This is a genomic window from Haloechinothrix aidingensis (assembly GCF_013450155.1).
Classification (GTDB): domain Bacteria; phylum Actinomycetota; class Actinomycetes; order Mycobacteriales; family Pseudonocardiaceae; genus Haloechinothrix; species Haloechinothrix aidingensis.
Map to the genome: position 1 here is coordinate 599,986 of NZ_JACCKD010000001.1, position 17,832 is coordinate 617,817.

General features: G+C 65.8%; 16 protein-coding genes, 3 tRNA genes and 1 pseudogene. 13 read left to right on the plus strand and 7 right to left on the minus strand.

All coding sequences use genetic code 11. The annotated features are described in order from the left end of the window. Positions 1-87: 87 nt before the first annotated feature. Entirely contained in the window at positions 88-669 is a 582-nt protein-coding gene (locus H0B56_RS02935; RefSeq protein WP_343063727.1) for a PaaI family thioesterase, read from the minus strand. Between the two features lie 360 nt (positions 670-1,029). Here H0B56_RS02935 and H0B56_RS02940 point away from each other — a divergent pair, with 360 nt between their 5' ends. Continuing rightward, positions 1,030-1,233 carry a cold-shock protein gene (locus H0B56_RS02940; protein ID WP_089300447.1) on the plus strand — a complete coding sequence of 68 codons (204 nt, stop codon included), beginning with the start codon at positions 1,030-1,032 and terminating at the stop codon, positions 1,231-1,233. Positions 1,234-1,314: 81 nt separating this feature from the next. Here the strand turns inward: H0B56_RS02940 and H0B56_RS02945 are convergent, their stop codons facing one another. Then, complete coding sequence (locus H0B56_RS02945) at positions 1,315-1,698, minus strand: hypothetical protein (RefSeq protein WP_180891352.1); 384 nt, start codon at positions 1,696-1,698, stop codon at positions 1,315-1,317. A 447-nt stretch (positions 1,699-2,145) separates the two neighbouring features. Between H0B56_RS02945 and H0B56_RS02950 the strand changes: the two genes are divergently transcribed. The 6 genes and pseudogenes from H0B56_RS02950 to H0B56_RS02975 all read left to right on the plus strand — a co-directional run bounded on the left by H0B56_RS02950 (position 2,146) and on the right by H0B56_RS02975 (position 4,949). Next, positions 2,146-2,394 (plus strand): hypothetical protein, encoded by a 249-nt coding sequence (locus tag H0B56_RS02950; protein WP_180891353.1) that lies wholly within the window; start codon positions 2,146-2,148, stop codon positions 2,392-2,394. Between the two features lie 158 nt (positions 2,395-2,552). Beyond that, positions 2,553-2,625: transfer RNA gene (locus H0B56_RS02955), tRNA-Glu, on the plus strand. 13 nt (positions 2,626-2,638) lie between these two features. Then, positions 2,639-2,715 (plus strand) — tRNA-Asp (locus tag H0B56_RS02960). Positions 2,716-2,761: 46 nt separating this feature from the next. Beyond that, a tRNA-Phe gene (locus H0B56_RS02965) sits at positions 2,762-2,835 on the plus strand. 359 nt (positions 2,836-3,194) lie between these two features. Continuing rightward, a complete protein-coding gene (locus H0B56_RS02970) occupies positions 3,195-3,974 on the plus strand; it encodes an aminotransferase class IV family protein (RefSeq protein ID WP_180891354.1) in 780 nt (259 codons plus the stop codon). Positions 3,975-4,064: 90 nt separating this feature from the next. Next, a pseudogene (locus H0B56_RS02975) lies at positions 4,065-4,949 on the plus strand (SUMF1/EgtB/PvdO family nonheme iron enzyme). Positions 4,950-5,132: 183 nt separating this feature from the next. Here the strand turns inward: H0B56_RS02975 and H0B56_RS02980 are convergent. Then, positions 5,133-6,629 (minus strand): UvrD-helicase domain-containing protein, encoded by a 1,497-nt coding sequence (locus H0B56_RS02980; protein WP_180891355.1) that lies wholly within the window; start codon positions 6,627-6,629, stop codon positions 5,133-5,135. Next, positions 6,601-7,866 (minus strand): ATP-dependent nuclease, encoded by a 1,266-nt coding sequence (locus H0B56_RS02985; RefSeq protein WP_180891356.1) that lies wholly within the window; start codon positions 7,864-7,866, stop codon positions 6,601-6,603. Before H0B56_RS02985 ends, H0B56_RS02980 begins: the two co-directional genes overlap by 29 nt. A 1,280-nt stretch (positions 7,867-9,146) precedes the next feature. Between H0B56_RS02985 and H0B56_RS02990 the strand changes: the two genes are divergently transcribed. Both H0B56_RS02990 and egtB read left to right on the plus strand, forming a co-directional pair. Further along, positions 9,147-9,434 (plus strand): hypothetical protein, encoded by a 288-nt coding sequence (locus H0B56_RS02990; protein ID WP_180891357.1) that lies wholly within the window; start codon positions 9,147-9,149, stop codon positions 9,432-9,434. Positions 9,435-9,490: 56 nt separating this feature from the next. Next, positions 9,491-10,756: an ergothioneine biosynthesis protein EgtB gene (egtB, locus tag H0B56_RS02995; protein ID WP_180891358.1), complete on the plus strand. Its 1,266-nt coding sequence runs from the start codon at positions 9,491-9,493 to the stop codon at positions 10,754-10,756. 95 nt (positions 10,757-10,851) lie between these two features. Here egtB and H0B56_RS03000 read toward each other — a convergent pair whose 3' ends face one another. Further along, on the minus strand, positions 10,852-12,111 hold the full coding sequence (locus tag H0B56_RS03000; protein ID WP_180891359.1) for a cation:proton antiporter domain-containing protein: 1,260 nt from the start codon (positions 12,109-12,111) through the stop codon (positions 10,852-10,854). A gap of 261 nt (positions 12,112-12,372) precedes the next feature. Here H0B56_RS03000 and H0B56_RS03005 point away from each other — a divergent pair, with 261 nt between their 5' ends. The 3 genes from H0B56_RS03005 (at position 12,373) to H0B56_RS03015 (ending at position 14,884) form a co-directional block, all read left to right on the plus strand. Continuing rightward, positions 12,373-12,807 carry a VOC family protein gene (locus H0B56_RS03005; RefSeq protein WP_180891360.1) on the plus strand — a complete coding sequence of 145 codons (435 nt, stop codon included), beginning with the start codon at positions 12,373-12,375 and terminating at the stop codon, positions 12,805-12,807. Between the two features lie 92 nt (positions 12,808-12,899). Further along, positions 12,900-13,958, plus strand: a complete 1,059-nt coding sequence (locus H0B56_RS03010) for an FxLYD domain-containing protein (protein WP_180891361.1) — start codon at positions 12,900-12,902, stop codon at positions 13,956-13,958. Next, a complete protein-coding gene (locus H0B56_RS03015; RefSeq protein ID WP_180891362.1) occupies positions 13,955-14,884 on the plus strand; it encodes a hypothetical protein in 930 nt (309 codons plus the stop codon). Before H0B56_RS03010 ends, H0B56_RS03015 begins: the two co-directional genes overlap by 4 nt. Positions 14,885-14,940: 56 nt before the next feature. On the opposite strand, the gene H0B56_RS03020 is transcribed toward H0B56_RS03015, so the two are convergent. Then, complete coding sequence (locus H0B56_RS03020; RefSeq protein ID WP_180891363.1) at positions 14,941-16,329, minus strand: FAD-dependent oxidoreductase; 1,389 nt, start codon at positions 16,327-16,329, stop codon at positions 14,941-14,943. A gap of 94 nt (positions 16,330-16,423) precedes the next feature. Beyond that, the gene (locus H0B56_RS03025; protein WP_180891364.1) at positions 16,424-16,780 is read right to left on the minus strand and encodes a cupin domain-containing protein; all 357 of its coding nucleotides are present in this window, start codon (positions 16,778-16,780) and stop codon (positions 16,424-16,426) included. 106 nt (positions 16,781-16,886) lie between these two features. Between H0B56_RS03025 and H0B56_RS03030 the strand changes: the two genes are divergently transcribed. Next, positions 16,887-17,789 (plus strand): universal stress protein, encoded by a 903-nt coding sequence (locus tag H0B56_RS03030; RefSeq protein WP_180891365.1) that lies wholly within the window; start codon positions 16,887-16,889, stop codon positions 17,787-17,789. The last annotated feature ends 43 nt before the right edge of the window (positions 17,790-17,832 follow it).

A 17,832-nucleotide genomic window follows, 5' to 3' on the forward strand; every position in this document is an offset into this window, starting at 1 on the left:
CGGGCTCCTTCTATGGAACCGCGGTCACCTTCGGCTCCCGACCCCGTGGCTCGGAGAGCCGCTGCGCCGTGCCGGCCGCGGGCCCGGTCAGGGGTTGATGTCCCAGCGATCGGTGCGTTCGGGCTCGCGGGCGCTGTCGCGCAGCTTCTTCAACGCGTCCTGGTCGCCGTGCTCGGTGAAGTGCTCCAGGTCGACCACGACGAACAGCGCGCGGGCCTCCACAGCCACCGGGCCGTCCGGAGCGCCGAGGTGGCCGCGCGCGCTCGCGTAGACCTTCCGGCCGGCCGTTCCGTCCAGCTCGGCTGTGATGTGCAGGGTGGAGCCGACGGGCACCGGCCTGCGGAAGTCGGTCTCCAGCTTGCCGGTCACCGCGGGCTTGCGGAGCAGCTGCCCGACGACGGTCCCCAGCGCCTCGTCGAAAGCGCACGACAGCAGGCCGCCGTGTGCGAGGCCGGGAGCGCCCTGGTGTTCGGCCGATACGGTGAACGACGAATGCACGACGTGCCCGGCGCCGATGGTGGATGACATGTGAAGCCCGCCCGGCTGGTCCTCACCGCAGCCGAAGCACTCGCTGTAGTGCGAGGTGAGCTCCGCGCCTTGCTCGGGTGCCTTCGGGTGCACCTGGGGAGGTTGGGTCTCGACGGGTGGCCACTGCTGAACGCTATGCACGCCGTCCACGCTAACCACGCGGACGGCGGATACGTAGCCGAGGTGGCCAACCGCACGCCTCGCAATTAGCAGGACGTGCGGCATCTCAGCAAGAGTAGCGCCATACTACAAATGAGTGTGAGGTATATCACATTCATTGTTGTGCGACCGATATCGTGGCGCGGGGTTCCCGGGACGAGGGTTCGGGGTAGGCTTGCCTTGGGCCGTCGTTTTGCGTGTTCGTGTTCGCACGCTCGCGGAACTTCTGACGCGGGCCGATTGTGTGCTGAGCGTGCACGTGCTCGACTCGTTGGAACCGTCCGGGACGGCCCGGGTGCCGTTCGCGGCACTTGAAACGGATGTGTAACGAGGAGTAAAGCGGTGGCGCAAGGCACTGTGAAGTGGTTCAACGCCGAGAAGGGTTTCGGCTTCATCGCGCAGGACGACGCCGAGGGTGACGTGTTTGTGCACTACTCGGAGATCGAGGGTCGGGGGTTCCGGACCCTCGAGGAGAATCAGCGTGTGGAGTTCGAGGTAGGCCAGAGCCAGAAGGGCCCGCAGGCCCAGAAGGTTCGCGCTCTCTGACGCGGCGCGTCGACTAGACTGCTCAGCCCCCGGTGGATCGTTCCTCCGGGGGCTGAACTTATTTCGGGGGTGTTCGTCTGGCTACCGCTGTGGCGAGCCGGTGGCTCCGTACGACTCCCAGGACAATCGGTCCAGTACCCATCCGCGGACAAGGGTCTCCGCCGACACTCCGCGCTCGCCTGCGATAGCGGCCAGCTGTGCGGTGGCCGCGGGCGCGAGCCGCAGCTGCATCGGCGGTGCGTCACGCATGTGCAGTCCCGGGTCGGTGGCCGGTTCCTCGTCGTCCCCGGAGGGCGCCGCGTCCTCGCCGGCGACCGGCTCCCCGGCGAGCGCCGCGATGTAACCCTCCAGTTCGTGGTCGGTCACTCGCTCGTTGTCGGTCGTCGGCGCTTCCTGGCGCCGCTCGTCGCTGTCCGTCGGGTTCTTGTTGCGGCCGCGGGATCGGCCGAGTGAAGGGAATGGCACCGGGACAGGATAGCCGCGCGCTGCCGATGCAGGCGGCCGTGCCGCGCCGGTAACCGCGACGTTCGGCCGCACGGACCAACCGTGACGTTTAGCCCCGCACCGCGCGGGCAAACCAGTAGGAAGCCCCCGCGCCAGGGGGAGGAACGCGGGGGCCGGAGGGGATCTCCACAGGCGCTGACCGGGGGTGTGTCAGCACCCCGATTGTTACACGAAATACGGGTTCACGGCGAGCGATCGATGGGAAAATCTGCACCAGGCGGCCACCGGGAGTTCCCTCGTTCTCCCTTGTGCGCAAGGCGGTACGGGTGTAGGGGCTTCCCGATGGCCGGCGTTGGAACAACAGAGCGTTCTTGAGAGTTCACCCTGCGGGGGACTGTGAGTGCGATGTCACAGTAGCTAGCCTCGCGGCTAGTCGTCAGGAACGCCGTGTTGAGTGGAGGAGGAACCATGAGTGGTTCTCTTGAAGTCCGCCAGTTCCTCATGCGTCAGGAAGAGACGCGATCGACGGGCTCCGGCATGGGCGTTCCTTCGCAGCGTTCGTCCGGTGCTGACTCGCTTCGGATCTCCGACGATCAGCTCAAGAGGGCGCGGCGAGCCGTCGCCGGTAGCGCGCACGACGCCGAGGACTGCGCGCTGCTGTTGGACATGCTCGGGTTGCGGCCGGACGAGGACGGCGTACCTCCCGTGCAGCGGTGACACGCTCCGGCCGTTCGATGCAGGTCAGGGCGTCACGCCGCGCTTAGTGGCACCCGCTGTGGTGCGCTGTGCGCGGGTGTCGTATGCTATTCGCGGCTCCCAGGGACGGACCGGCGGAACTCTGGGAACACGGTTGGCCGGTTAGCCGGACTAGCCGGGCTCCCATCGTCCAGCGGCCTAGGACTCCGCCCTTTCAAGGCGGCGACGCGGGTTCGAATCCCGTTGGGAGCACGGAAAACTACATGGCCCTGTGGCGCAGTTGGTTAGCGCGCCGCCCTGTCACGGCGGAGGTCGCGGGTTCGAGTCCCGTCAGGGTCGCCAACGTACTCCTCGGTGCACGGTGCGTGTCACCGTGCGAGTATCCCTTGGCCAGGTAGCTCAGTTGGTACGAGCGTCCGCCTGAAAAGCGGAAGGTCGACGGTTCGAATCCGTCCCTGGCCACCCTCTTGACCTGCGGAAATCCCTTCGATCGATCCTCCGGTCGGAGGGACTTCGTTTAGGTAGTCTCACTTGCACCCCCTTGCTGTAGCAACGGATGTAGCAACGTACCCACTCGGGATGCTTCTCCAGCTTGGCCGGTTCCGAAACTTGTTCGTGTATGCGAAGCCGCATCGTGGTGTTCGCGCCGGACGGCCACACGAATGACGCAGGTTATGGAGATGGGTCGCGGGGTGGCCGGTCGTCTACCGACGGCGTGTTGACCGTGCCCAGATGTCATCGCCAGTAGCCGAGAAACGTTGCCCACCCTTCCTCACGGTTGTGCGGACCTGTGGAGGCGTTGAGGTGCGAGGCTGGCCGGTATGGAACTGAATGGCGCCACTCCGACGCTTGACCAGATGTCGGCGCTTGCGTTGACCAACTACGGGCATTTCACGTCGATGCTTGTCGAGAACGGTCGAGTGCGGGGCTTGTCCTTGCACATGCAGCGGCTCGCGAAGGATTGCCGCTTCCTCTTCGACACCGACCTCGACACCGACCGTGTGTGCGCCTGCGTGCATCAGGCGTTGGCGGATCGGCGAGAGGCGATCGTGGTCCGGGTGACTGTCTACGATCCTGCGCTGAACCTCGGCACCGTCGGTGCCGACGCGGACCCACACATCCTGGTCACCACCCGGGACGCCGGGGCGGCCTCGCCGTCGCCACTACGGCTGCAGGCCGCCGCCTACCAGCGCGAGATCCCGGCGGTGAAGCACATCGGCCTGTTCGGTGCCCTCCAGCGGCGCCGGGCCGCACAGCGGGAGGGTTTCGACGATGTGCTGTTCCTGAACCCCGACGGCACGATCTCCGAGTTAGCGACGTCGAATATCGGGTTCATTCGTGATGGCCAGGTGGTCTGGCCTCGGTCGGAATGGCTCAGTGGTGTGACCATGACCCTGATCAACCAGGCATTGGACGAGCCGATCACGGCCAAGCCCTTGACTCTGTCGGACCTGCCGGGCATGGAAGCGGCATTCGCGACCAACGCGGCGACCGGAATTCGCCCGATCGCCTCGGTGGACGGCACGAGCTGGCCAACCGAGCACACGATCCTGCGGGAGCTGCGGGAGTTGTACGGGAACATCCCGGCCGAACCGGTATAGCCGCGCTTGAAGTGCAGCTCTCCTGCGACAAGGGTGATCGACTAGGGGAGTGGAGACGTGGCGACTGTCCAGCACTGGTCCGGCGTCGAGGTGCGCGCGCTGCGGGACGCCAAGCGCATGAGCATCCGCGAGTTCGCCGCACACCTCGGCGTCAGCGAACGCATGATCTCCAAGTGGGAAGCCGGTGGCGAGTCAATCACTCCGCGACCGGTGAACCAAGCGGCATTGGATACGTGCCTGACGTGCAACGACCCGGACACGCAAGCCCGCTTCTCGTACCTGACCGGCGACTCGCTAGTCCCCGGCAACGGTGACGCGCAGGTCGACCTCGTCGGCTCCACGGAAACGCGCCACCCGGTCGACGGCCGGCTCATGGTCAAGGTCGAGGGCAGCGTCTACCTCGCAGGACCCAGCAACGAACCGGTGTGGGTACCGGACTACTACATCGACGTCCACCCCGGCACCAACGCCGAGCACTCCCGCTTCGTCGCCGCCACCGGTCACACGCCACCACAACACTGGATAGACGGCACCTATCCGGAACGGCTCGCTGATCATCCCGTCGTCTTCGTGACCTGGAACGACGCCAGCGCCTACGCCGAATGGGCCGGCAAGGCGCTCCCCACCAGCCAGCAATGGGAGAAGACCGCGCGGGGCACCCGTGGGACGGTGTACCCGTGGGGCGATCAACCCACGCCGACCTAGTGCAACGTCCGCGAGAACGGGGTAGGGGAGACCACCGCGGTCGACTGCTACCAGAGCGGCGTCAGCCCATACGGCGTCTACGACTTCTGCGGCAACATCTGGGAATGCTGCTCCACCAAGACCAAACCAGGCCGCCACGACCTGAAGGGCGCAGCTTGGACCAGTCCCTTCGACCGCGCAACGTCGTCATCGTTCAACGACGCCGCCGCCTCAATGTGTGACGATGACACCGGCTTCCGTTGCGTCGCCATCCCCGACCAGGAAGGGTAACTGAGGTATGGAACGTGACGGAAGCAGTGAGTGAGGCTTTTTGTCCGTCGAGTGTTTGCGGCGGCTCGACGCGGCCGACATTCTAGTTGCTGCGACGCCATGAATCTTTAGGATCGAAGCATGGTAAATTATCGCTTGACAGGTTAACTGCCCCTCGGCCAGCTAGCCGCGCCACACCGACGCTTACACGAACCGCACTGATTCGCTGGCACGTGTGAGAGCCACGTAGAGTGCGCGATCGTTTGCACTACTTTCCGTAAGACCTGTGCGTATTCTGTCAGCTTGGGTAGGCTGAACTCGAACGCCGACCGTGGGCCATTCCTTGCCTTTAGCTTGATGGATGGTCATTCCAGGAATGCATCTGGCTTGGTTTAATCTTTGGGCAAGGGAATGAAGTCGAGCGCGTTGTTTTTCCTCTCCACTACCGGGGAGAGTCCGTAACTGGCGAGGACTTCCGAGTTCCTTTAGCGCACTACGTAGTTGGTTCAACGCACTGGCCATCGCTTCCGGTGTGCCGTGACTGATGGTTTCGAGGACCTGTCGAAACTGGGAGGAACCTTCAGCCTGCACTGTCTCCGGTTCAAGGCCGAGAAGGGCCATTGCTTCTGGTGCGAAGATGGCGCGTCGATCGAAACGTTCGGTAACTACTTGGTCTAACAGTAGAATGATTCCAGCCTCAGTTTGATTGTCCACTCGCCCAAAGGACAACGGGAGGACGCGTGCATCGGACTGCCACAACATCCCCCACTCAGGAGCCAATACAACATCGACTTCTCCGGCAGAACCGTCCTCTACGGCGACGCCTCGCCCAGCTCGTAATTCAATCGCAATATGCCGCATCTCGTGCGTCGCAAAGCGAAATGATTCCGTTACGGGAAGCGATAGGTATCCCTGGCTCTTCACAAGCTGCGGTACGAGGTCGGGCTGGGCGCCGCGAAACTCGTATAGAGCTTGCCATGGATCCCCAATGAGCGTGGTGCGTAACCCACTTTTCCCTGCGAGCAAGATCAGATCGACATCGAGGTCATTCGCGTCGAATACCTCGTCAACGATCAACGAGCGGGTCGTATTGCGGAGATAGTCTGCCAGCACTTGTCGAAGGTCATCGCGGGACAACGCTGCTTGGAGGACGGCGCGAATCTCCTCGTGCGTGCATAGTCCGTTCGCAAGATGAGTCTCGAAGTGCTGCTTCGTCCCGATGCCGTACCCAGGCCGGGTGATGTGGGTACCGACTGACGTCACGTCTCGACCGTGTAACGTGGCGACGCGGCGCCATCCTTGATTCGGCTGCAGGTAGCGGGCGCCACGTTGTCCGCGCCAAATGTCGAGCACCTTGAGTTCGGTGTGGCCACCAGGCCAGCGGAGCGTGCCGGTTACCAGGAGATGCCTGACAAGCTCGCAGTGCAGCGAGTCAAGAGTCTTGATATCGTGCGGCCAGCCGACGGCGCGTGTCCCCCAACGTTGTTGTACGCGAATCCGGAACTCTTGCGTGGCCGAGCGAGCAAAGCTGACTCCAATCGTGCGTCGCCCTGGGTCACGGTCTGCGAAGCGTGTGACGCCATAGCGTTCAGCGGCGATAGTAGTTTTTCCCGCACCCGGAGCAGCAATGATGAACACATGTTCGGCACGACTGGCTGCTGCTCGACGCTGCTCATCCGTTAGCGAAAAGCGAGCTGGCATCGGGTTCCTCGTTGTCGATGTAGAGAAACTTGAACATTTCCTGGAAATGCAATGGGACAGCTACCGAGTCATTGTTGTCAAGCCGTCTGGAAAGTTCTGATCCGAGCTCAAGGGCGAACTCACCTTTGCGGTTTCTACCCGAATTCTGGAATATGCTGTCAACGACTTCGTCGGTGACTTCGGACGGGGCAGAAATCCCTATAGACTTGAGAGCAGCAGTCACTGCTTCCTCATTTCCCGGAGTGATTGATGGTTCTAAAGTTGGCTTACTAAAGAATCCTCTCACGACAGCAGCATCGTAGGAATTGATCCATGCAGGAGGGGAAAAAGAATCACCGTCTCGTGTGTCGGTATCGGTTAGGATAGCGACGCGCTGCACAATCTCGTGTCCGGGTGTGGCGAGTAGGTCAAGGGGCCAACGTCCAACTCTGCTTCCCATGACAGTGATAGTCAGGGCATCAATAAATCTTTGCTTCTGGGAATCGTTTGAAGCCCATGCTCGACCGTACTGCCGTACTAGTACGGCATCAGTTACGCCCTCAACCAGCAGCATGCGTTCGGCAAAGAGGGATGCTGAACGTGTCGCATCCATATGCAGTCTTGCCATTCGAAGAGTCTTTCCTCGGTCGTGGAACGGAATTTGCGCTATGCAACGAGACGTGCTATTGCCGTCGTTCGTCCGGCGTAGAACGACCAGTTCTTCAGGTTGGCAAGCTGAAATGATTTCACCTGCATGACTGCTGATGATAACTTGAATCTCGGGTCGGAGTTTGGTCACCTGCTGCAGGTAACGAGCGAGACCGTGCTGCAATTGGGGGTGTAAGTGAGCCTCAGGTTCTTCAACTACGACTGTAACGTGGAACAAGTCAGGAAAGAAGGAGTCCTGTTCGGATTCGGCTTCCGCTTCCGCTTGATTTAGGCGTTCCTCGTCTGTAGGCGACTTGACGTCGATGTCTTTGTGGGCGGCTGCCTCTTCGGATTCGGCCCGATACGTACCGTCCGCTCCGGCGCCGGTCGATGCGGGCGTCCCGACGCTATCGGGGATCGCAGCTAGAACGACAGCAATGTGCAGTAAGTTCACGTAACCGAGCCCAGATACTTCCAGACGCTGGGCAAACGCCCTGTCGTCAATGCTACTGATCAGCAGTTCGAGTACACGTGCAAGATAAGTGTCGTCAACTTCCTGCCCACCAATGAAGGCATGTTGGCGGTTGACACCTGAGGACAGCGCGCTCATATGCTCCCTGACTCGTCGTTCCACCGACGCGATAAGCCCAGACTGTGTGAGCTGGTCCAGGAAACGTGCCGCTATAGCACGTAGCTCGGTGAGATTTCGGTGTCCGCGCCTACGCTGCTGCTCAGCCCGGAATAGCTCAACCAGAATTTGAGCCTCACGTCGCGCCAGCTCGTCAAGTGGATTGCGTTGAGCTTGCAGGTAGACGAACCGTATCTGGTCCGCATCGTCTGAATATGTGCCAATCGTGGACGAGCGGACACGGCCAAGACTTCTCTCTAGTTGTCGCGTCCAGGTCGGCGCAGGCGTTCCATGTGCCCTTAGTGATTTGCCAAGCGGACTCTCTGGCTGTCCCGAGGGGCTTAGTGAATATTCGACGTTGATCTGACGAGGAGTCTTGCCGCTTAACGTGGCAGCGCTCGGCCGGTTTAACTGCGGAAAATTATGTGGATGCCCCAGATAGAGGGCATCGGTAATTGTTGTCTTTCCAGTGCTGTTTGCGCCGATAAGGACAGAAAACCTACCCGGTAGATCGCAAACAATAGGAGCGTCAGCGGAGGCGCGAAAGCCGTGAACGGTTGCGCGACTTAGGTACACGCCGGCACCTTGGCTAAGTGCTGCATGCTGGCGGTGGTTCTTGGGCAGTCGAGGGGTGGTGTCATAAGAACATCCTTAGCTAGGCCTCCCAGGCGCCCGAATGTCACGAAGGACCATCGGGCAATAAGCGGTCGTTGTCTGTCATATAATGATCCCAGACGATATAAGTTGCGTAATCGGGCAAATAGGTGTAACTTCTCGTGGTCTTGTCGCTCGGAGGTCGCATCTTGTTACACACAGTCATTGCCATGCGGGAGTGCTATTGGGTGAGTTTCTATTGCCGATGGGGTGACGCGCTAGGTGCGTGAGTTCGACGCGTCCTGTGTGAGTATGCGACGTATGGAAGCTGAGCTCGTCCGCTGGTGGCGGGTTGATCTCGCGTTCGCGTCATCTCGGTGCCAGTCTCAGTCCGTCCGACTTCACCACCGTTACTGACGTCTCAGCAGTTTCCTGACCTCGACTGGAGCAACACCAGAGTGGGTGTGAACCCACTACCCGGGACCTGAGAAGCGTAAGGTCGACAGTTCGAATCCGTCCCTGGCCACCCCGCACAGTAGCCGCCTTGATAGAGGCCAGGGCCTTTGAGGTTCGGGCCGATAATGGCCGAGCCGCCGTTGCCCCTGATCTCCCGGTGCTAGGTCTACGTGGACCGCACGCGGTGCTAATGTTCCCTGTCCCCTCCGCCCTTGCTGCTCCTGAATCCCGACGGCGCGAGCTTCGAGCTCAGCGGCTTCGCCGTGACGGCGATCAACCATCCGTTTGTCGAGCGGAACGCACGGTCTCGAAATGGGAGGCAGCGGGAATCGGTCACGCTGCGGCCGGTGAACCAGTCAGTGCTGGATACATGCCTGACGCACAACGACCCGGGCGCGCAAGGCCGCTTCTCGTGCGTGACCGGCGACGCGCTCGTCATCGATGGTTCAACCGGTCGGCTCCACGAACGCCATGCCCGGGGCTCCCGACGCGTGCCATGATCGTCGGCAGGGCGGGAGTACGGCCCGCCTTCGGCAAACGCAGGGAGGAGCGTTCCATGACGATGTTGGGGGCACAGACGATACCGGCCAGCACCGAACTGGCCGAGAAGTACGAGGAGGTGCGCGCGCTCACGGAGCGGTTGGCCGGCCCGCTCTCGCCGGAGGACCAGACGGTCCAGTCCGCGCCCGAGGTCAGCCCGACCAAATGGCACCGCGCGCACACCTCGTGGTTCTTCGAGACGTTCCTGCTGTCGGCGACGGACCCCGGATACCGGGAGTTCCATCCGCGGTTCTCCTACCTGTTCAACTCTTACTACAACACCGTCGGCTCCCAGTACCCGCGCTCGGCGCGCGGCCTCATCTCGCGACCCGGTCTGGACGAGATATCCGAGTATCGTGCGCACGTGGACGCGGCGATGCGCCGCTTGCTCGAACGGGACCCGGACGCCGAAACGCTGCGGTTGATCGAGCTGGGGTTGAATCATGAGCAGCAGCACCAGGAGCTGCTGCTCATGGACATCAAGCATGTGCTCTCGTGTAACCCGCTGGCGCCGGTTTACGCGGCGCTGGACACACCCGGAGCGACCTCGGCGACGCGTCAGGAATGGGTCGAGCACGCAGGCGGCTTCGTGGATATCGGTCACGACGGCGGCGGATTCGCCTACGACAACGAACAACCGCGCCACCAGGCGTGGTTGCATCCGTTCGCGTTGGCTGACCGCCCGGTCACCAACGGCGAGTGGCTGGAGTTCATCGACAGCGGCGGCTACCAGCGTCCCGAGCTGTGGTTGTCCGACGGCTGGGCCACCGTGCAGTCCGAGGGTTGGCAGGCACCGCTCTACTGGTCGCGATCTGGCGGCGAGTGGGAAGTGTTCACGTTGTCCGGCCCCCGCGCGGTCGATCCGGCTGAGCCGGTCTGTCACATCAGCTACTACGAGGCCGATGCTTATGCCCGCTGGGCTGGTGCGCGGTTGCCCACCGAGTTCGAGTGGGAAGCCTTCGGTGCCCGGCAGCCGGTGGGTGGCAACCTCCTGGATCCTGCCGTGCTACACCCTCGGCCGTCCGGCCACGGGCAGGGGCCGCGGCAGATGTTCGGCGACGTGTGGGAGTGGACGGGCAGCGCGTACCTGCCGTATCCGGGCTACCAGCCGCCCGCCGGTGCGATCGGCGAATACAACGGCAAGTTCATGGTCAATCAGCACGTGCTACGCGGTGGCAGCTGCGTCACGCCGTCCGACCACATGCGTGCCAGCTACCGGAACTTCTTCCCGCCGTCCGCGCGGTGGATCTTCGGCGGCATGCGGCTCGCGCGCACGCTGTGAAGCGATCGCGACCACGGATGAGCAGGCTCGGAACCAGGAAACGAGATACGGGCAGGCTGGCATCGGACTCGTGGCGCGCGGCCGCGAACGCGCCGTCACGTGGGGCGGTTGCGCACATGGTGTTCGGTGACGGGGGAACGTTCGGGTGCCGTCGCCGGGTACCGGTTGGCGTGCTGCCCGAACGCCCGCGCCAGCGGCGCCGCGCTGATCCCGTGCGCGTACACGCTCAGCAGCACGGTGGCACTGGTGACGACCATGATCTCGTCGGCGACCGCGATCCCGGCGTGCTCGACCACGAGCAACCCGAACAGGATCGAAGCCAGCCCGCGCGGTCCGAACCAGCCGAAGAACAGCATGGTCGTCCACGTCACCTTGGTGCCTGCCATCGCGACGCAGGCGGCGACCACCCGGACCACGAGCAGGCTGAGCACGGCGTAGGCGACGACCCGCCAGTCCATGTCCGCCAGCCGGGGACCGGCGATGATCGCGCCGAACATCGCGAACGTCGCGATGGCCAGCAGCTCGCCTTCCCGCTCGGCGAACTCGTGCACCTGCGGGCACTGGCTGCGTGCGACGAATCCGAAGCTCAGCCCGGCGACGAAGCTCGCGATGAAGCCGTTTCCGGTGACCAGCTCGGCGCCGCCGTAGGCGAGGCCCGCGATGGCGAGTACCGCCAGGCGCCGGTAGGTCGCGTTGATCCAGCCCGCCCTGTCGACCCGCGTGAGAAGCCAGCCACCGAGCAAACCCGTGACCAGCCCCACCAGCACACCGAGGCCGATCTGCTCGGCGGCGAACTCCACCCACGACACGGCTGAGCCCGCACCGGACCCGGCCGTCCCAGCGACCGCCGCGAACAGCAGCACAACAGGCAGCGCGATGCCGTCGTTGAGCCCGCTCTCCACGTTCACTGTCTGCCGGATCCGCACCGGCAGCCGCTCGTCGAAGACCGCGGAAGCGCCGAGGGCGGCATCGGTCGGCACCAGCACAGCGGCCAGCAGCGCGGCCTCCCACACCCCGAAGTCGTCGAAGACGAGCAGCGCGGTACCCGCGCCGAGCGCGACGGCGGCGGGTATGCCGATCGCCAGCAGCCGCAACGGGAAGTGATACTCCCGCCGCAACACGGGCAGCTCGATACGTGCCGCATCGGTGAACAGCACGAGCACCAGCGTGACCTCGGCCAGCACCCGGACGGTGGACTCGGTCACCGGGCCACCGATGACGTCCAGCCCCGCGGGGCCGAGCGCGAGCCCGGCGGTCACGAAGACCATCGGCGCGGTCAACGACGTGCGTTGCACGCGACCGGAGACCAGCGCGTAGCCGACGATCAGTCCGGCCAGCACGACCAGATCGATCACCGGTGTTGCCTTCCTCGGCCGACGGTGGACGGGGTTGTCGTGGCCGGTGTGGCATTCGGCCGCGCGCTCGGCCCGAGCCTAACCACTCGCACCGTCCGCGGATCGCCACGCCACGCGACGACTCACCAACGGCTCGAGCCGGCTTCGACCTCGTCCCGATGAGTTCCGTCCCGGCAGCGGGTCGGAACAGTAGCGGGTCTGTCGGTGCAGCGTGCGACAGTTCGAGAACCAACCCGGCAACTCACCTATCGAGGAGCAACGATGGCGGATCAAGACGTACTTATGCCAGCGGTGACACCACACCTGGTCGTGGAGGGCGCCGCGGAGGCGATCGAGTTCTACAAGGCGGCGTTCGGCGCGGTGGAGGCCGAGCGGGTCCCGGCAGAGGACGGGTCGGGCAGGCTGATGCACGCCGCCGTCACCATCAACGGCGGCCTGGTCATGCTGATGGACGACTTCCCCGAGTACGGGGACGGCAACGGTAGCTCCCCGCGGGCACTCGGCGGGTCACCGGTGGTTATCCACCTGTATCTCCCCGATGTGGACGCCACGTGGCAGCGCGCGGTCGACGCGGGCGCCACCGTGGCGATGCCGCTCGAGGACCAGTTCTGGGGTGATCGTTACGGTCAGCTCACCGACCCCTTCGGGCACACCTGGTCGCTGGCCACCCCCAAGGCTGTCGACACCGCGGAGTAGCCCAGCACGCCGGGGCCGGGCACCCGGCGCCGTACACGCACCGTAGGCACGACGATTGATGCCGCCTTCTTCCCGGCAGTAGACTGAGTTGTTTGGCCATCCCTGCCGAGCAGCGTGTGAGCCGGTCGAGCACACCGGAGGAGTGGGCGCCGATGCCCGGAAGCGGCCTGTCGGGAAGGGGACGCGCCGGCTGGGCCGCGGTGGCCGTGGTGTTGCTCGCGGTGATCCCGGCGTCCTCGCCGAACTGGCCCGTCGTCCAGGACGGTGCCACCGGCGCGGGAGTCGAGCACGTCGACCTGCCCGAGCTGCCCTCGCTGCACGAGCGTTCTCCGGAGCTGTACGACGAGCGGGATTGCCTGCGCGTGCCTCCGGACGATGGTGGCGAGGCCGACTGCGGCGCCGAACCGCCGCCCGGCGAGGTGGACGCCGTGGCGCGGGTGACGGACCGCAACCTCGCCGGTTTCCGTGGCCCGCACTACACCACCGATGTCACCAGCGACGAGGTCGTCGTGCTCGAACCGACCGTGCGCACCGGCGGGGAGGGGAACTGGGTGGCACGGGGGCTGGTGCGCAACGAGACCTCCGAGGACGTCGGGCAGGTGACTGTCCACGCCCAGCTGGTCGACGAGCAGGGGGCGACGCTCTCGATAGCCTCGGCCGTGGTGCCGGTGGATCCGGTTCGCCCGGGTGAACCCGCGCCGTTCGTGGTGGATGCGGACGTGCCCGCGGACGAGGTGGCAGGGGTGCGCTGGGCGGTGCAGCCGGCAGGGGTATCCACGGACTCCCCGCGCGAGGCCGAGCTGCTGCTGCACTGGCTGCGCTCGCACGGCGGGTCGCGTGATGTCGCGGTGGGAAACCTGCTCGGCGACGAGGACGTCGGCGAGCGGCCGTACCTGCTGTTCGGGTCGGTGCGAAACCACGCAGACAGCTCCATCGAGCGACCGGCTGTGGTGATCGCGTGGCTGGGTCCCGATGGCCGGGTGCTGCACGTCGCCGAGACCCCGGTTGTCCAGCCCGGCTCGGGTGATCGGCTGCCCGAGCTCGAACCGGCGATGCCGCAGGAACTCGGCGACTTCCTGCACGCCGAACCCGCCGATCCCGGTGCGGACCTGAGCGGGAGGATGCCGATGCTGTGGGTGGTGGGCTCATGACGTGCTCGGCGGTGCGCGGTGCCTGCGGCGCGGTACTCGCGCTGGTGCTGGCGATGGGCGCGCTCGCGGCAGGCCCACCGGCAGCGGCGGACCACGTCTTCGGCGACGAACCGCTCGACGACGTGCTCGAGCACGCCGAGACGCACCGTGACTGCGGCCTGTCCAGGGACGAGCTCGCGGCGATGATGCTGGCGGTGGTCTGGCAGGAGACCGGAGCGCCGCGGGACACCGCCCCGTCCCCGATGACGCTCGGCCGCTGGGACGTCCAGCGCGGGTTGCACTCGTTCACGGACCCGGAGGAGTCCCCGGACGCTTTCTGGCATGCCGGCGTGGGGATGTGGCAGTTCGACTCCGCCGGGTCCGGGGCGCACCTGCCGATCTCGGCCCGGATCAACAGCTGGCAGGCCGCGAACGAGGCCGCGCGGGTGATGAGCGCGCGCTACTGCGCGGCGGGTGGCAGCGACACCGACCGTCGCCGCGCGGCGTGGCAACCCTGGGTGGGCTGCAGGGACACCGCCGATCCGTGCGGCGACTGGTACCGCGAGCACTACGACGCGGGCAGCGACACGCTACGCGGCATCTCCCGCGACCCCGAGGTGACCAGGCACGGAGGCATGCGGCACCGCACGTGCCGCTGGGCTTCGTCCCCGGTCGAGTGGGACTGCTGGTACATCGACCCGGCGCGGGCACAGGGCTACGCCGCGTGGGCGGACCCGGACTGGGGACCCACACCTGTCGCGCTGCCGTTCTACGGCCACCACCTCGCCGTGAACCGGCAGGAGTACCGGCACTGGATCCGGGACGACACCGGGTACGGCACCGGCGTCCTCGTGCGGCGCCGGCTCGGCGACGACGCCAGGCACGGCCTCGAATGGCACGGCCGCGAGCGGCTGTGTGACACCGGCGAGGAACGCGGCACCTGCTGATCGCCGCCGAGCGGGCGCCCACGGTGACGACATCCGGCCGGGAACGGATCCCGCGGCTAACGCGCGGGCCGGCGGGCGAGCTCCAGCAGCGACGGCTGGTCGGGAACCTTCACGCGGGGGCGGTTCTGGGCCTCGCCGAGCTGGGTCTCGTGGGTATCCACCCGTAGCCAGCCCGCCCAGTCGACGTAGTCGACGCCGCGCCGCTCGAGCAGCCGGGTGATGCCGGTGCGGTCGTAGCTCCGGGTGCTGGCCCGGTCCGCGAGGTCGGCAAGCAGGCTGTTGACGGTCTCAGCCGCGTCGTTCTTGTTCGTCCCGATGACGCCGCTCGGGCCGCGCTTCGCCCAGCCGGTCACGTACTCCCCGGGTTCCTGCGTGCCGTCGCTGCCGAGCACCCGGCCGGCGTCGTGCGGGACCGTGGCGGTGTCGTGGTCGAACGGCACGTCCGGCAGCGGGAGCGCCTGGTAGCCGACCGCGGCGAACACCAAGCCCGCGTCGAGCGTCTCGTACTCACCCGTGCCGCGAACCTTGCCGTCGTCGAGCAGTTCGTTGCGTTCGATGACCACACCCTCGACCTCGTTCTCGCCGAGGAGCCGTACGGGGCTGCGCAGGAACCTCATGTGCACGCGGCGGGGCTTGCCCTCCAGCGGCCGCTCGGCCCACTCGCGCAGCAGCGCGACGTTCTTGCGGAGCTGGCGATCGGCGGCAACGCGCTGCTCGTCGTCCTCGGTCAGCACGAGCTCGCCGGGGTCGATGACGATGTCGGCGTTGACCAGCTCACCCATCTCGCGCAGCTCGATGGGTGTGAACTTGGCTTGCGCGGGTCCACGGCGCGACAGCAGGTGTATGTCGGTGATCCGGTTGTCCCGGAACGTCTCGAGCACGCGGTCGGGGACGTCCGTGCCGGCGATCTCCTCGGGGCTCTTGGCGAGCATCCGCGTGACGTCGAGGGCGACGTTGCCCGCACCGACCACGGCCGCGTGCCTGCACCGCAGCGGGAAGTCGTGACCCGCGGCGTCCGGGTGGCCGCAGTACCAGCTGACGAACTCCCTCGCCCCCGAGCTTCCCGGCAGGTCCTCACCGGCGACGCCGAGCTTGCGGTCACCCTGGGTCCCGGTGGCGTAGATGACGGCGTCGTAATGCGCGCGCAGGTCGGCCCGCGTGATGTCCGTACCGAAGGTGACGTTGCCCAGGAAGCGGACGTCGTTGTCCTCGTCGAACGAGCCGTGCAGCACCCGGATGACCGACTTCATCTTCTGGTTGTCGGGCGCGACCCCGTAGCGCACCAGGCCGTACGGGGCAGGCAGCCGGTCGAACACGTCGACGCTGACCTCGACGGCCGACTCCAGGAGGGCGCGCACCGCATACAGGCCGGATGGGCCTGCGCCGACCACCGCCACCTGGAGCCGGTCACCGCCCTCGGTGACCGTCGCATCGCTGGGACACATCACCGCCACCCTACGGCCCGTCGCGGAGCACGGTCGACTTCTCGCGTGCCGCTCCGCGGAACACCACGGGCGCGGCCGGGTCCCGCCCCGGCCGTCAGATCCGCGCGCGCTCGGCGTTCAGCTCGCCGCCCGAGTCGCCGGTGTTGACGGTGCCGCTCGGCTCGAACAGCAATACCGATGTCTCACCCGCGCTGACCGGTTGGTGGTACACGCCGCGCGGTACCACGTACAGCTCGCCGGGCCCGAGCGTCACCTCGCCGTCGTCGAAACGGATGGTCAGCTCCCCGTCGATGACCAGGAACAGCTCGTCGGTGTCGTCGTGCTGGTGGCGGACGAACTCACCTTCCACCTTGACCAGCCGGACGTCGTAGTCGTTGACGGTCGCGACCGTCTTGGGTGACCAGTGCTCGTCGAACTGTGCCAGCTTCTCCGCGATGTCGATGCCCCGCATACCGGCAACCCTGCCACAGCGCGCGACGGCGTGACGCGATCGGCGCCTATGCCACGGGCGGACATCCCTGTACCTTTGGTGGGGAATGTCACTACTGGGAGGTTCGATGGACACGGTGGCGCACGAGACGGGCTCACTCGTCGTCGGGATCGACGGTTCCGAAGCTGCCTTGCAAGCGGCGCGGTGGGCGGCACGCGAAGCCGCGCACCGCGAGCTGTCGGTGCACCTGGTCTACAGCATCAACCTCGCCGAGCTCTATACCGGCGTGATCCCGCCGACGGCCGACGTGCGCGAAGCGCTGCGGGAGGAAGGGTCGGCGCAGCTGCGGGCGGCCGAGCAGGCAGTCAAGCAGGCGGCCGACGTCGAGGTCGCCACGTGTCTGGAGTCCGACGCGCCTGCGGTCGTGCTGCGTGACGCTTCCCGCTGGGCGCATATGCTCATCGTCGGTTCCTCCGGCGGGGGCGCCTTCGGGACGGCCCTCGGCTCGATCACGCTGAAGCTCGCCGGGCACGCCGAGTGTCCCGTGATAGTGGTGCGCGGCGACACCTCCGCCGGCAGGACGCGGGGCCTGCCGGTGGTCGTCGGGGTGGACGGCAGCTCGCGCTCGTGGCCCGCCCTTGCGTACGGCTTCCAGGAGGCGTCCCTGCACGGATCGCCGCTGACGGCCGTGCACGTGTGGAGTGACGCGGACGCGGAGCGCATGCTCAGGTCGACGCGGGATTTCGTGGACTGGGAACCGATCAGGGAAGCCGAGCAGCGCTCGCTCGAGCAGACGCTGACGGGCTGGACGGAACGCTACCCGGATGTCGAGGTGGAGCGTGTGGTCAAGCGGGACAACCCGAAGCGCGTGCTGTCCGACCTGAGCGAGCGGGCACAGCTCGTGGTGGTCGCGACCCGCGGCCGCGGCGGGTTCTCGGGCTTGCTGCTCGGTTCGACGAGCCACGCGCTGATCCACAGCTCCGCGTGCCCGGTGATGCTGATCGGACCGGAGTCCTATCCGGCCGGGTGATGCGCGGCGCGTCAGTTCCGCGGTAGCCGGTGTACGTGGCGGA